12 protein-coding genes and 4 tRNA genes are annotated in these 14328 nt (G+C 67.8%); 10 read left to right on the top strand and 6 right to left on the bottom strand.

Annotated features, from left to right (window positions below; translation table 11 throughout):
• A partial coding sequence (locus tag AB0J09_RS04265) for an ABC transporter permease (RefSeq protein ID WP_360684841.1) occupies positions 1–1494 on the top strand: 1494 nt, incomplete at its 5' end.
• A 50-nt stretch (positions 1495–1544) separates the two neighbouring features.
• Here the strand turns inward: AB0J09_RS04265 and AB0J09_RS04260 are convergent.
• The 4 genes from AB0J09_RS04260 to AB0J09_RS04245 all read right to left on the bottom strand — a co-directional run bounded on the left by AB0J09_RS04260 (position 1545) and on the right by AB0J09_RS04245 (position 5239).
• Complete coding sequence (locus AB0J09_RS04260; protein WP_360684838.1) at positions 1545–2207, bottom strand: response regulator transcription factor; 663 nt, start codon at positions 2205–2207, stop codon at positions 1545–1547.
• Positions 2207–3478 (bottom strand): histidine kinase, encoded by a 1272-nt coding sequence (locus tag AB0J09_RS04255; protein ID WP_360684835.1) that lies wholly within the window; start codon positions 3476–3478, stop codon positions 2207–2209. Before AB0J09_RS04255 ends, AB0J09_RS04260 begins: the two co-directional genes overlap by 1 nt.
• A gap of 481 nt (positions 3479–3959) precedes the next feature.
• Positions 3960–4035: transfer RNA gene (locus tag AB0J09_RS04250), tRNA-Lys, on the bottom strand.
• 49 nt (positions 4036–4084) lie between these two features.
• Entirely contained in the window at positions 4085–5239 is a 1155-nt protein-coding gene (locus AB0J09_RS04245; RefSeq protein WP_360684832.1) for an acyl-CoA dehydrogenase family protein, read from the bottom strand.
• Between the two features lie 91 nt (positions 5240–5330).
• On the opposite strand from AB0J09_RS04245, the gene AB0J09_RS04240 reads away from it, so the two are divergent.
• Complete coding sequence (locus tag AB0J09_RS04240; RefSeq protein ID WP_360684829.1) at positions 5331–5615, top strand: PspC domain-containing protein; 285 nt, start codon at positions 5331–5333, stop codon at positions 5613–5615.
• Here AB0J09_RS04240 and AB0J09_RS04235 read toward each other — a convergent pair whose 3' ends face one another.
• Together AB0J09_RS04235 and AB0J09_RS04230 are read right to left on the bottom strand one after the other, a co-directional pair.
• Entirely contained in the window at positions 5616–6878 is a 1263-nt protein-coding gene (locus AB0J09_RS04235; protein WP_360684826.1) for an MFS transporter, read from the bottom strand.
• A 110-nt stretch (positions 6879–6988) separates the two neighbouring features.
• Positions 6989–7330 carry a metallopeptidase family protein gene (locus AB0J09_RS04230; RefSeq protein ID WP_360684852.1) on the bottom strand — a complete coding sequence of 114 codons (342 nt, stop codon included), beginning with the start codon at positions 7328–7330 and terminating at the stop codon, positions 6989–6991.
• A 42-nt stretch (positions 7331–7372) separates the two neighbouring features.
• On the opposite strand from AB0J09_RS04230, the gene AB0J09_RS04225 reads away from it, so the two are divergent.
• The 8 genes from AB0J09_RS04225 to AB0J09_RS04190 all read left to right on the top strand — a co-directional run bounded on the left by AB0J09_RS04225 (position 7373) and on the right by AB0J09_RS04190 (position 14275).
• Positions 7373–8932 carry a metallophosphoesterase gene (locus tag AB0J09_RS04225; RefSeq protein ID WP_360684823.1) on the top strand — a complete coding sequence of 520 codons (1560 nt, stop codon included), beginning with the start codon at positions 7373–7375 and terminating at the stop codon, positions 8930–8932.
• Positions 8933–9005: transfer RNA gene (locus AB0J09_RS04220), tRNA-Glu, on the top strand.
• 89 nt (positions 9006–9094) lie between these two features.
• Positions 9095–9169 (top strand) — tRNA-Asp (locus AB0J09_RS04215).
• A 5-nt stretch (positions 9170–9174) separates the two neighbouring features.
• A tRNA-Phe gene (locus tag AB0J09_RS04210) sits at positions 9175–9251 on the top strand.
• Positions 9252–9698: 447 nt separating this feature from the next.
• Positions 9699–10610, top strand: a complete 912-nt coding sequence (locus AB0J09_RS04205; protein ID WP_360684820.1) for an ABC transporter ATP-binding protein — start codon at positions 9699–9701, stop codon at positions 10608–10610.
• Positions 10611–10763: 153 nt separating this feature from the next.
• Positions 10764–11213, top strand: a complete 450-nt coding sequence (locus AB0J09_RS04200) for a helix-turn-helix transcriptional regulator (RefSeq protein WP_360684817.1) — start codon at positions 10764–10766, stop codon at positions 11211–11213.
• A gap of 5 nt (positions 11214–11218) precedes the next feature.
• A complete protein-coding gene (locus AB0J09_RS04195) occupies positions 11219–11629 on the top strand; it encodes a VOC family protein (RefSeq protein ID WP_360684814.1) in 411 nt (136 codons plus the stop codon).
• 267 nt (positions 11630–11896) lie between these two features.
• The gene (locus tag AB0J09_RS04190; RefSeq protein ID WP_360684811.1) at positions 11897–14275 is read left to right on the top strand and encodes an excinuclease ABC subunit UvrA; all 2379 of its coding nucleotides are present in this window, start codon (positions 11897–11899) and stop codon (positions 14273–14275) included.
• Positions 14276–14328 lie beyond the last annotated feature (53 nt).

Genomic DNA, 14328 nt, shown 5'->3' with positions numbered 1-14328 from the left:
CTCGGCTACGGGCTGATCGCCCTGATCAACACCCTCGCACCCACCACCCCGATGGGCGCCCCCGAGCTGCCCACGCCCTGGCTGTTGGGCGGGTTCACCGTCGGCCTGGCCGTCACCATGCTCGCCTCCTGGTTGCCGACCCGGCGTGTGGTCCGGGTGAGCCCGCTGGCGGCGCTGCGCCCGGATGCCGCGGTCGACATACACACGGCCACCGGCCGGGTACGGCTGGCGCTCGCTGCACTCCTCCTGGTCACCGGGCTGGCCCTGCTCGGGGTGGCGATGAGCCAGGACAGCACGGCGCTCTTGCTGGCCGGCGGAGGCTCGGTGTTCACCGGCGTACTCCTGTTCGGGCCGGTGCTCGTTCCCCGCCTGGTCCAGATCACCGGCGCGCTGCTCGGCCCCGCGGGGCGGCTGGCAACCAAGAACGCCGTGCGCAACCCCCGCCAGACCGCCACCACCACCGCCTCCCTGCTGGTCTGCGTCACCCTGACGACCGCCGTGCTCACCGGATCGGCCACGACACGTGCGGCCGTGGACGAGGAACGCGACAGGTCTCACCCCATCGATGCCGCGCTCACCTCGCCCGAGACGCCCGTCACCACCGACCTCCTCGACCAGGTACGCCGCACTCCCGGTGTGGAGCAGGCCATATCGGTGGAGGGCGCCATGGCTCAGGTGGCGGGGCTCGACGAACCGATCCTGGTCGTCACCGCGCCGGACGCGGAGCAGGTGGCCCGCGACGGCGGGGCGTTCGCCCAGGTAGAGCCAGGGATGATCAGCCTCGATCCGGCGGCCTTTCGCAAGGACCTGGGCATCCAGCTCGGTGACCAGGTCACGGTGCAGGCCGGCGACCGCCAAGACCAGCTGCAGGCCACCTTCCTGTCCGGCTGGGGCCAGACGGGCGGGGTCGCGCCCGAGACCCTGGCACAGCTCACCGACTCCCCCGAACCGCATGCCATCTGGATTCGCGCCGCCCCCGACGCCGACCCGATCCAGCTCGTCGACGATCTGGCCGGGCTGGCGGATGCGGCTGGCGCGGAGATCCACGACCAGCTGCAGGCCCGGGCGACGGAGGACCAACAGCTGGACATCCTCACCTGGTCGGTGCTCGGCCTGCTCGGAATCGCCGTGGTGATCGCCCTGATCGGGATCGCGAACACCCTGGGGCTGTCCGTACTCGAACGCGCTCGCGAACACGCGATGCTGCGCGCGCTCGGGCTCACCCGCAGGCAGCTGCGGCGGATGCTGGCGGCCGAGGCGGTGCTGCTGTCCGTGGTGGCCACCCTGCTCGGCACCGTGATCGGCGTTGGGTTCGCCTGGGCCGGCTACGAGACGGTCGTGAAGCGGGCTCTCAGCGACGCCACCATGCAAGTCCCCTGGCTGTCACTCGGCGTCGTCGTCCTCATCGCCGCCCTGGCCGGACTACTCGCCGCTGTTCTCCCGGCGCGCCGGGCCGCCCGGGTGACTTCGGCCGCAGGGCTATCCCTCGACTGACACCCTCGTCAATCGCTCCGGCGGTGTGCCCACGGTCACGGGACGGTCGCTCAGACCAGACCGTGTTCGTGGGCGAACACGACGATCTGTACCCGGTCGCGCAGCGCCAGCTTGCGCAGGATGGCGCCCACATGGGTTTTGACTGTGGACTCGCTGGCGAACACGGTGCCAGCGATCTCCGCGTTGGACAGACCGCGGGCCACGGCGGTGAACACCTCGCGTTCCTTGTCGGTGAGCCCGAGAAACGCCGCCGGCGGCGCTACCTCGACCTGGAACTGCCTGTCCAGCAAGGTGGCCAGGTCCTGCGGGGCGAGTACGGCGTTGCCGCCGTGCACGGTGCGGATCGCGTCGCGCAGCATCAGCGGCGTCGTGTCCTTGAGCAGGAAGCCGCTGGCACCGTGCCGGATCGCGGTGGCGGCCCGTTCGTCGAGGTTGAACGTGGTCAGCACGATCACGCGGACGGGCTTGGCCCGCCGGGCGACCCGCTCGGATGCGAAGATCTGCCGGGACGCCTCGACGCCGTCCATCTCCGGCATCCGGATGTCCATCAGGACGACGTCGGGCCGCAACTCTTCGACCAGGCGGACCGCCTCCATCCCGTTGCCTGCCCCGCCGATCACCCGCATGCCTTCCTGCGCGTCGACGATGACTCGTACTCCTTCGCGGAACAGCTCTTGATCGTCGACGAGCAGCATGGTGATCTCGTCGCTCATCACTCGCCGCCCCGCACCGGCAGGTATGCGGTGACGGTGAAGGTGGTGCCGGCGAGTTGCTCGCGGCGGCGCACGTCGAGGTGGCCGCCGATCGCTTCGAGCCGGCGCCGCATGCCGTCCAGGCCACGTCCGGCGCGGGTGCCGTCGTGACCGGAGGCCTCGTGACCGGACGCCTCGGTATCGGAGGCCTCGGTCATGTTGGTCACCTGGATGCGCAAGGTGTCCTCGACGCCGCCGGCCGGTTGCGCCGCCGGCCAGTGCCGCTCGGCCGTAATGGGCTGGTCTCGCCGGCCGTGCTTGATGGCGTTGGTGAGCATTTCCTGGAAAACCCGGTAGGCGACCGCCCCGGTTTCGCGTGGCAGCTGACGTGGGGTGCCCAACTCGGTCGCGATGATCTCGTGTCCGCTGCGGCGCACCCCGGCGATGAGAGTGTCGAACCGGCCCGCATCATCGCGCACCATGGTCGTGTCCTGGGTCGAGGAGAGCACCTGGCGTACATCCCGCAGGGACGAGCGCGCCGAGGTGGCGATCGTCTGCAGGGTCTTCTTCAGCTTCACGGTGTCGTCCAGGTACTGCCCCGACTCGGCCTGCGCCAGGATCACCGCCAGCGAATGGCCGACGACATCGTGGACGTCAAGGGCCAGGCTGGTCTGCTGATCGCGCAGATGCGCGATTTCACGGGCATGCTCGGTCTCGCGCCATGCCCCGGCGGCGGCCTCCTCCGCCGCCAGCATCGAGGCCCGCGAGGTGCTCGCCCGTTCGAGGAAACGCATCACCAGGCCGGCCGGCCAGGGAGCGGCGACGACCAACAACGAGATCAGCGACAGGGTCAGTTGCACAGTCGGCTCCTGGCGGATCATGTCGCCCAGCTTCGATCCGCCCAGCAGCAGATGGAGGCTGACAACCTGGCCGTCGTGCAGGACGAACGCCACGACCACGGCCAGCGGCACTGACAGCGCGCTTATCACCACGGTCGGCGGGCGGCCCCACCGCGCACCGCCGAAGAACACGGCGGTCAACGCGAACTCGATCAGCATGATCGGCACACCGATCACGTGGATCAGGCCCAGCCCCCATACCAGTCCGAGCGCCGCGCCCGGCGCGCGGCGGCACAAGCCCACCGCGAACGCGATGGCCAGCGCCTGCGCGAAGACTTCCGGACGGCCGTTCAGCATCGCCCACGTCGGCACGGCCTCGGTGGAGCCGATCGCGAGCACTATGAGCGCCGCGATTGCCTCGGGCAACCATGGGCGCCAGCCCGTTTCGCTCATACGGTCATCCAGGTGGGTTGGAGCATGTCACCGCAAGGGAACCATCCGTAGGGCCTGACCGGCAACGTGGTGATGATCGCCACGCGGATTGGACGGTACTTCTGAGAAGAGTAAACGAGCGATCAGGCGCAGATCCGTTCCGTAGAGAAGATCAGAACGGCAGTCACTGTGAAGGCGCTCCACCTCGGCCGAAAGCGGCTTTGCCCAGCGCTTGGACGGGTCTGAGATCAAGTAGGGCGCGGCCCGCCCGCCAGTCCTTCCGCACGGCCCTTCTCTTGGGCTTCTCGGGAGTCTCGCTTTACCTGCCAGGTCTGGGCGGCGCGCGATGGCCCTGGCAAAGCGGCCCATTTCGGCCACGGTGTTCGGCCGCTGATGTGCCGGGCGCGTGCCGAAGAGCATGTGACGAGCATGGACTCGGCCATCTTCGCCTGACAAGAGATGATCGAGAACCGAGAAAGCGCAGGTCGGATGGGGTGTGGAATGGTAGGGCGCCCGGGGCTCGAACCCGGAACCTACGGATTAAAAGTCCGCAGCTCTGCCAATTGAGCTAACGCCCCTCGCAACAGCAAGGGTACAGAGATTACCGCCCTGCCCGCGACGCCTGCATCACCGGTAAGCGGCCAGTCCCGTCAGCGCCTCCCCGAGCACCAGCGTGTGGATCTCTTGCGTCCCCTCGTACGTCAGCACCGACTCCAGATTGTTCATGTGCCTGATCACAGGGTACTCCAGCGTGATCCCGTTACCGCCCAAGATGGAGCGGGCCTGGCGGGCGATGTCCAGGGCGGCGCGTACGTTGGCCAGCTTGCCGAAGCTGATCTGCCGGGGCTCCAGCTGTCCCGCGTCCTTGAGCGCACCCAGATGCAGGGCGGTGAGCCCCGCCTGGGCGGTGCCGACGTACATCCAGGCGAGTTTCTCCTGCGTCAGCTGGAACGCGCCGATCGGCTTGTCGAACTGGACGCGGGTCTTCGCGTACTCCACCGCCGCCTCCAGGCAGGCGCGGGCGGCGCCCACGACGCCCCACACGATGCCGAAGCGAGCCTCCGAGAGGCAGGAGAGCGGGCCGCGGAGGCCGGCGACGCCCGGGAGGACGGCGGAGGCGGGCAGGCGGACGTCGTCGAAGTAGAGGGACGAGGTGACCGAGGCCCTTAGGGACAGTTTCTTGTGGATCTCAGGGGCGGAGAAGCCAGGGGTGGAGGTCGGTACGACGAAGCCGCGGATGCCTTCGTCGGTCTGTGCCCACACCACGGCCACGTCGGCGATGGAGCCGTTGGTGATCCACATCTTGGAGCCGTTCAGGACCCAGTCGGATCCGTCCTTCTTGGCATAAGTCCGCATATTTGCGGGGTCGGACCCGTGGTCCGGCTCCGTCAGCCCGAAGCAGCCGATCGCCGTCCCGGCGGCCATCCGGGGCAGCCACTCATCCTTCTGCTCATCCGAGCCATATCGCCAGATGGGGAACATGGCCAGCGAACCCTGGACGGAGACGAAGGAGCGCAGGCCCGAATCGCCGGCCTCCAGCTCGCGGCACGCCACCCCGTACGACACCGCGTCCGTCCCCGCGCAGCCGTACCCCTCCAGGTGCATGCCCAGCAGGCCGAGCGAGCCGAGCTCGGGCGCGAGCTCGCGGGCCGGGAAGACAGCCTTCTCGAACCAGTCGCCCACGTACGGCAGGATGCGGTCGGAAACGAACGACTTGACCGTGTCGCGGATCAGCCGCTGGTCGGCGTTGAGCTGGTCGTCCAGGCGAAGCAGGTCGTCCATCGCGGGTCCCTTCGTTACATAGGGGGCTACCAGGGTTCTACCAGGGGGAATCCTGATGTGCGAACACCGGGCACAAGGGCAGTCTTGAGGCATGAGCGAATACAACGTCAAGAAGCTGCGTCGGACTCACAAGGGCAGGATCGTCGCGGGCGTCTGCTCCGGCATCGGCGAGTACGTCGGGATCGACGCCAACCTGGTGCGCATCGCACTGGCCATCGCGACGCTCTTCGGCGGACTGGGCGTCGGCGTGTACGCGATCGGCTGGCTCCTCATGCCCGAGGAGGACAGCGACACCTCCATCGTGCAGGACCTGATCCACAAGCAGCAGGACCGCAGCAGAACGGACTGGAGCGGCGAGCACAAGCCGCAGCAGTGATCAGACCGTGGCGGGCACGCGTTCCCGGGCCTCGGTCCAGATCATGGCGAGCACGGCCGCGCAGATCACTCCGGTGATCCCGGCCAGCGCGACCACCGGCTCTGGACCGAGTCTCTCCGCCGCGAACCCACCGGCCAAGATCCCGATCCCCTGTACGGCCATCAGCCCCGACTGCACGAGGCCGAACGCCTGGGCGCGACGTTCGGCCGGAACATGCTGGACGAAGGCGGCATTGGCCGCGAGCTGGTACGCCCCGCCGATCCCCGACAGAACCCACGCGGCGAGCACCACGGCCAGCGGCGGCCGGAGCGCCGTCACGATCAGGGGCGCGCAGCTCAGCATGGCCATCCACCCCATAAGCCGCAACCTCTGCTGCGGCCCTACGAACCTGCTGAAAAGGAACGCCCCCACCACCGTTCCGGTCGGCATCGCCGCCATCAGCAACCCAGTGATCACGGGGACCGGCAGCGTCCCCGTGGCGAGTTTGGCCGCGTACGGCACCGCGATGCCCTCAGGCAGGATGTAGAAGCCGCACAACCACGCGAACAGGACAAGCGTCCGCAGCTGCCGCGATCCGAAGACGAGCCGGGCTCCCGCCGCGGTCATGGTCCACATGGACGGTTTCGTGTCGTCGCGGTTGGCGGCGGGGCGGCGCCGTACCCCGGAGATCAGGATCAGCGCGGAGCCGAGGAACGTCGCGGCGTCCAGAGCGAGCGCCCGGTAGGGGCCTATGGTCGCGATGACCGCTCCGCCCGCCGCGAAACCGAGCATCTGTACGGCCTGGTTCGTCATGTTCTGGAGGGCCGAGCCGATGACGTACTGGTCGCCTTCGAGCACTTCGGGCAGCAGCGCGGCCCGCGCGGCCGAGAACGGCGCACTGAGCAGCACCACCAGGAACACCAGCGCGCACAGCGCCCAGAACGGCATGCCGGGAACCGCCATCACGCCCACCAGCACGGCCCTGATCAGGTCGCAGATGAGCATGACGCCCCTGCGCGCGAACCGGTCCGCCAGCCCGGCCAGCAGCGGCCCTCCCACGATCGGCGGGAGGTACGTCAGCGCGTACACCGCGGCCGTGGCCAGCGGCGAGCGCGTGCGATCGTAGACGAGTATGGCGAGCGCCACCTGCGCGAGCTGGTCACCCAGGAGCGAAAGGCCCTGGCCGTACCAGAGCGCCCTGAACTCCCTGATGGCGATGACTTCTCGGTATGTGGCTTGGTCCTCGGCACGGCGATGCCGTCCCTGCGGCCGTCGCGCCCGCATGGCCCCCATTGGACTCCGCTGTGCCTGACTTACGGTGCTCGGTGTGTTACCTAAGGTGCCCGATCATTATGGCAAGCCGCAACCCAAAGCAGCGAACCAAAAGCAAAGGGTTACCAACCCAGCTCGTGAAGTCTGGCGTCGTCGATGCCGAAGTGGTGCCCGACCTCGTGGAGGACCGTGATGCGGACCTCGTCGACGACATCCGCCTCCGTATCGCAGATCTGACATATCGGATGACGGTAGATCTCGATGCGGTCGGGCAGGACTGCTGAGTACCAGTCGCCGCGTTCGGTGAGGGGGACACCGGTGTACAGGCCGAGCAGGTGGGGCTCCGGCGGGTCATCGACGACCGTTACGACGACATTGCTCATGGCGCGGGCGAGGTCGGGAGGAATCGTGTCCAATGCCTCGGCCACGAGTTCTTCGAACTTCTCCCGCGAAACCTCGATCACGCTGCCCATTCTGCCTCGTCGCTCGGGTAGGCAAGAAACTGTATGAAGTTCGTTCACAGGTCAAAAGCAGTCATCAACTCCAGGACGGCGAGAGCGGCGGCGGTGCTCCTCGTCGCCGCTGTGGGTGCCTGGCTGGGCATCTTCCTCAGCGGCACCGTACGCGCCCAGATCGGTCCCGTGGAGACCGGAATGTCTCTCCGCCCGGCATGGAACGGCGAGACGGTCGTGGACGCCAGCCCGCTGGGCACGCTCACGTTCCGCACACACGACGCGCCGCTGCGGCTGCGCATCACGCTCGAGAACATCGACCAGGACCGCGCCAAAGCCCTTATAGAGGACCCGCGGCTGGCCGACCGTCTGCCCGGTCTCATCGAGAGCGACCTCCTGGACGGCGTACGTGCCCTTGTGATCCGCTCGCTCCTGTGCGCGGGGGCGGGGGCGCTGATCGCCGTCCTGATGGTCTTCAGGCGCCCCCGTGTGGCCTTCGTGGGCCTCCTGGCCGCCGCCGTGGGTCTGGCGGCCACGGGAGCCCTCGCAGCGCTCACCTTCCGTCCCAGCTCGCTCGTCGAGCCCCGCTACTCGGGGCTCATCGCCGCCGCGCCGTCGCTGGTGGGCAGCGCCGAGTCGATCGTGTCCCGCTTCGAGTCGTACAGGTCGCAACTCACCAAGCTCGTCACGAACGTCTCGAAGCTCTACGACACCGTCTCCACCCTGCCTCTGTACGACACCAACCCCAGGACCATCCGGGTCCTCCATGTCTCCGATATCCACATAAATCCCATCGCCTGGAACGTCATCCGCTCCCTCAAGGACCAGTTCGGCGTGGACATGATCATCGACACGGGCGACATTTCCGACCACGGCACCAAGGCGGAGAACAAGTTCGTCGACGAGATCGGCCGCCTGGGGGTTCCGTATGTGTACGTACGGGGCAACCACGACTCGATGACCACCCAGAAAGCGGTCGAGAAGCAGAAGAACTCCATAGTCCTCGACAACACCACGGAGACGGTGGCGGGCCTGAAAATCTACGGCCTAGGGGATCCTCGCTTCACCCCGGACAAGTCCGTGGCAACAGACTCAGACCCTGCCGTACTCAGCCAGTTCGCCCGCTCCCACCTCGGCCAGGTCGGCAACCCGGACGTGATCGCGGTACACGACCCGGACGTCGGTCAGGGCTTCTCCGGAGTGGCGCCCATGATCCTCGCCGGCCACACGCACGCGCGCAAGACGACCCTGCTTCCTTCGGGCACCCGCCTGCTCGTCCAGGGCTCGACCGGCGGCGCCGGCCTGCGCGCCCTCGAACACGCCCAGCCCACGCCCGTGCAGGCCTCGGTCCTGTACTTCGACAGGGAGACCAAGCGCATGCAGGCGTGGGACGACATCACGCTGGGCGGCCTGGGGGAGCAGTCGGTGTACATCCAGCGTCACGTGGAGCCCGACCCACAACGTATGATTTCTCCGGAGCCAGCGAACGCCCCGTCGCCAACGGGACCGGTCACTGGCACTCCGACGCCGACCACCGGTCCGCCGCTTTGGCATCAAGGGCAATCGTCCCCTATGCTTCAGAGGTCTCCGACGGAAGGCGACAGGGAATCCTGAGCCCCCATCGTCTAGCGGCCTAGGACACCGCCCTTTCAAGGCGGCGGCACGGGTTCGAATCCCGTTGGGGGCACTGCGAGCGTTTGGCGCACCGGAAAACGGCTGGTCCAAGACCACCGAAGAGCTGGTAAGCTAAGCGAGCGCAAACCGCAAGAAACGCAAGGTCCTGTAGAGCAGTTTGGAGTGCTCGCCACCCTGTCAAGGTGGAGGTCGCGGGTTCAAGTCCCGTCAGGACCGCTCTGGGTCAGGTAGCTCAGTTGGTACGAGCGTCCGCCTGAAAAGCGGAAGGTCGGCAGTTCGACCCTGCCCCTGACCACCAGTCTTGAACAGCAAAGATGCCCCGAGGCTTGATCGCTCCGGGGCTTTTTTTGTGTTTGTTGACGGCAACGCCAGGCGGACGGTCAGCCTCCAGGAGCCAGCGCGCCGAGGTCGCGGACGACGTGGGCGGGGATGGCGTGGATGGTCTCGTCGGTGCTCACGAGATTGATCAGTGCGTCGCTGTTGGTCAGGTGCGGGCAGCGTTCGATCGCGCGGCCTTTCGGGGTGTGGAAGGGCAGTAGCGGTCCTCTCAGCAGCTCGGCCTTGGGGGGTTACCTTGAACGGCAGCGCGGCTGACCGCAGCGAAGTGCCGATCGAGGTCATGAAAGTACGGCGTAGCTCCTCGGCGGTATCAACCGATCGGTGGATTTTCGGGTCAGCAGCATTCGCGGACGAGTATGGCCAGCAGATCGATTCGCCCCGGGCGCAGGCAAAAGATGCTTGAGCCATGGCAGTCATCGAAGTCACAGACCTCCGCAAGAGGTACGCGGACCTGACAGTTCTAGACGGGGTGTCGTTCTCCGTGGAGGAGGGCGAGATCTTCGGCATCCTCGGGCCGAACGGCACCGGCAAGACCACCACCGTGGAGTGCGTGGAGGGGTTGAGGCGGCCCGACGGCGGGTCGATCAAGGTGCTCGGGCTCGACCCGGTCAAGGACAGGCGCAAGGTACGCGAGCAGATCGGGGTGCAGCTCCAGCACACGCAGTTGCCGGAGAACATCAAGGTGTGGGAGGCGCTCGACCTGTATGCGTCCTTTTATGCCGAGCCGCGGGACTGGCGTGACCTGCTGGAGGAGTGGGGGCTGGCGGACAAGCGTAATGCCCGCTTCGGGAAGTTGTCCGGCGGCCAGAAGCAACGGCTGTTCATCGCGCTGGCGCTGGTGGGCAATCCGCGGGTGGCGTTTCTCGACGAGTTGACCACGGGGCTCGACCCGCAGGCTCGCCGTACCACCTGGGAGCTGATCAAGCGCGTCCGGGCGAGTGGCGTGACGGTGGTGCTGGTCAGCCACTTCATGGACGAGGTGGAGGAGCTGTGCGACCGCGTCGCCGTCTTCGACCGCGGCAAGGTCGTCGCTATCGACACCCCGGCCGGGCTGGTCGACGGGATCGACGCCGAACACCAGATGCGGTTCACGCTGATGGCGGGGGACATGGTCGAGCTGGGTGGGCTGCCTGGGGTGACCGGCGTGACCAGGACCGGAAACCTGGTGGTCGTCACGGGCAGGGGTGATTTCGCCACGGCGGTTACCGCTCAGCTCGCCCGCCACCACGTCCTGGTCAGCGATCTGCGCATCGACAAGCGCACCCTCGACGACGCTTTCGTCGCCCTGACCGGCCGTTCGTTCGACCCCAACCACTAACGGAGAAAACCATGACCAAGCTCACCATCGTCGAACTGAAGCTGTGCTCGTAGGCCTCCTGGACGAACTCGATGTCCTTGAACGTGGAGCAGAGCTGGGCGGGGACGTCGGCGGCGCTGGGCAACTCCGGCGCGACGTGGCACGATCGCGTAGGTGACCAGCAGACCCGCCGCGGCGCAGCACCTGCGTGACCTCGCGCGGCTGCGCCGCGTCCGCGACCGGATCGACCGGGAGTACGCGCAGCCGCTGGACGTCGAGGCGCTCGCCCGAGGCGTGAACATGTCGGCCGGGCACCTCAGCCGCCAGTTCCGGCTCGCCTACGGTGAGTCGCCGTACGCCTATCTCATGACGCGGCGCATCGAGCGCGCGATGGCGCTGCTGCGTCGTGGCGACCTCAGCGTCACCGAGGTCTGTTTCGCGGTCGGCTGCGCGTCGCTGGGCACCTTCAGCACCCGCTTTGCCGAGTTGGTCGGGGTGCCGCCCAGCACCTATCGGATCCAGACAGCTCACGCGACGGCGGGGATGCCGTCGTGCGTGGCGAAACAGGTGACCAGACCGGTCAGGAATCGAGAAGCGCGGGTCACGGAGCCGCAACTAGCCTGACCGCCATGGGCATCACTATTCACGCGAGCTTCCTCCCGCACGACGACCCGGACGCGTCCCTGGCCTTCTATCGCGACATCCTCGGGTTCGAGGTCCGCAACGATGTCGGATACGACGGGATGCGCTGGATCACCGTCGGCCCCGCCGACCAGCCCGGCACGTCCATCGTCCTGCAGCCGCCGGTCGTCGACCCCGGCGTCACCGACGACGAGCGCCGCACCATCGTCGAGATGATGGCCAAGGGCACCTACGCCGGCATCGTCCTGGCTACCTCCGACCTCGACGGCACCTTCGAGCGGCTGCAGGCCGGCGATGCCGAGGTCGTCCAGGAGCCGACCGATCAGCCGTACGGGGTTCGCGACTGTGCCTTCCGCGATCCCGCGGGCAACCTGATCCGCATCCAGGAACTGCGCTGAGCCGTCCGGCGATCGCAGCACACGCGGCACCGTGAAGGCGCCGAGGTGAACGGGCTGCCCGGCCGTGAGCTGATGCGCGACGGCCGCTGGCCGGTCTGACGCTGCCTCGGACGCGCATCGCGCCATGCCGGCCCACACCGACGATCAGGTAGACAGTAGAGCGTTGCCGCGACCGCGCTGAGGCGTACCTGCTCGAAGCTGGTCAGATCGAGCCAGGCGACGCCGATGGAGACCGCGAAGGCGGCCCCCGTAACAGATGGAGACACGATGAGAACGGACGCGCAGTCGCCTGCGCCGCACGTCGCCGACAGCCATGACTTGATCCGCGTGCACGGCGCGCGCGTGAACAACCTCAAGGACGTCAGCGTCGAGATCCCGAAGCGCCGGCTGACGGTGTTCACCGGCGTCTCCGGCTCGGGTAAGAGCTCGCTGGTGTTCGGCACGATCGCCGCGGAGTCGCAGCGGATGATCAACGAGACCTACAGCGCCTTCGTGCAGGGCTTCATGCCGACGCTGGCGCGGCCGGAGGTCGACGTACTCGAAGGGCTGACGACCGCGATCATCGTCGACCAGCAGCGGATGGGTGGCGACCCCCGCTCCACGGTCGGCACCGCCACCGACGCCAACGCGATGCTGCGCATCCTCTTCAGCCGGCTCGGGCAGCCGCATATCGGCTCTCCTCAGGCGTTCTCCTTCAACGTCGCCTCGATAAGTGGAGCGGGTGCGGTCACGCTGGAGCGCGCCGGGAAGACCATGAAGGAGCGTCGCAGCTTCAGCATCACTGGCGGCATGTGCCCGCGCTGCGAGGGCAGCGGCTCGGTCAACGACATCGACCTGACTCAGCTGTACGACGAAACCAAGTCGCTCAACGAGGGCGCGCTCACCATCCCCGGCTACAGCATGGACGGCTGGTACGGCCGGATCTTCTCTGGGTGCGGCTTCTTCGACCCGGACAAGCCGATCAAGAAGTTCACCAAGAGAGAGCTCAACGACCTGCTCTACAAGGAGCCGACCAAGATCAAGGTCGAAGGCATCAACCTGACCTACGAGGGCCTGATCCCGAAGATCCGGAAGTCGATGCTGTCCAAGGACGTCGACTCACTGCAGCCGCACATCCGCGCCTTCGTGGAGCGGACGGTCACCTTCGCAATCTGCCCCGAGTGCGACGGCACCCGGCTCAGCAAGGAAGCCCGGTCGTCGAAGATCAAGGGGGTCAGCATCGCCGACGCCTGCGCGATGCAGATCAGCGACCTGGCCGAATGGGTCCGCGGCCTCGACGAGCCGTCGGTGACGCCGCTGCTCACGACCCTGGAGCGGACCCTCGAGTCGTTCGTGGAGATCGGGCTGGGCTACCTCTCACTCAACCGGCCGTCCGGCACGCTGTCCGGCGGCGAGGCGCAGCGCGTCAAGATGATCCGCCACCTCGGCTCCTCGCTCACCGACGTCACGTACGTGTTCGACGAGCCCACCATCGGCCTGCACCCCCATGACATCCAGCGGATGAACGACCTGCTGCTGCGGTTGCGGGACAAGGGCAACACGGTGCTCGTCGTCGAGCACAAGCCGGAGGCGATCGCGATCGCCGACCACATCGTCGACCTCGGCCCCGGCGCCGGTACGGCGGGTGGCACCATCTGTTTCGAGGGCACCGTCGAGGGGCTGCGGACCGGCGGCACCATCACCGGGCGCCATTTCGACGACCGGGCTGCCCTCAAGGAGACGGTACGGACGGGCAAGGGCACCCTGGAGATCCGTGGCGCGACCGCGAACAACCTGCAGGACGTCGACGTCGACATCCCGCTCGGGGTGCTCTGTGTAGTCACCGGCGTGGCGGGCTCCGGCAAGAGCTCGCTCATGCACGGGTCGGTCCCCGCCTCGGCGGGTGTGGTGTCGGTCGACCAGGCGCCCATCCGCGGCTCGCGACGGAGCAACCCGGCGACGTACACCGGACTGCTCGACCCGATCCGCAAGGCGTTCGCGAAGGCCAACGGCGTGAAGCCGGCGCTGTTCAGCGCCAACTCCGAGGGCGCCTGCCCCAACTGCAACGGCGCCGGCGTCATCTACACCGACCTGGCAATGATGGCCGGCGTCGCCAACACCTGCGAGGAGTGCGAGGGGAAGCGGTTCCAGGCAGCGGTGCTGGACTACCACCTCGGCGGCCGCGACATCAGCGAGGTGCTCGCGATGTCGGTGAACGAGGCCGAGGAGTTCTTCGGCGCCGGCGAGGCGCGCACGCCGGCCGCGCACGCCATCCTCGGCCGGCTCGCCGACGTCGGGCTCGGCTACCTCAGCATCGGCCAGCCGCTCACCACGCTGTCCGGCGGCGAGCGGCAGCGCCTCAAGCTCGCCACCCACATGGCCGACAAGGGCGGCGTGTACGTCCTCGACGAGCCGACCACCGGCCTGCACCTCGCCGACGTCGAGCACCTGCTCGGCCTGCTCGACCGGCTCGTCGACTCCGGCAAGTCGGTCATCGTCATCGAGCACCACCAGGCGGTCATGGCGCACGCCGACTGGATCATCGATCTCGGCCCCGGCGCCGGCCACGACGGCGGCCGCATCGTCTTCGAGGGCACACCCGCCGACCTCGTCGCCGCCCGCTCCACCCTCACCGGCGAGCACCTCGCGGCCTACGTCGGCGCCTGATCGAGGCCCTCGCGGACACCGCGAGACGATTCATCCCCGGCGAACTCGAGGCG

It is taken from the genome of Nonomuraea sp. NPDC049784 (genome assembly GCF_040659615.1).
Lineage (GTDB): Bacteria > Actinomycetota > Actinomycetes > Streptosporangiales > Streptosporangiaceae > Nonomuraea.
The sequence above is the reverse complement of the archived record's forward strand: the minus strand, read 5'-3'. Positions and strand labels throughout refer to the sequence as shown.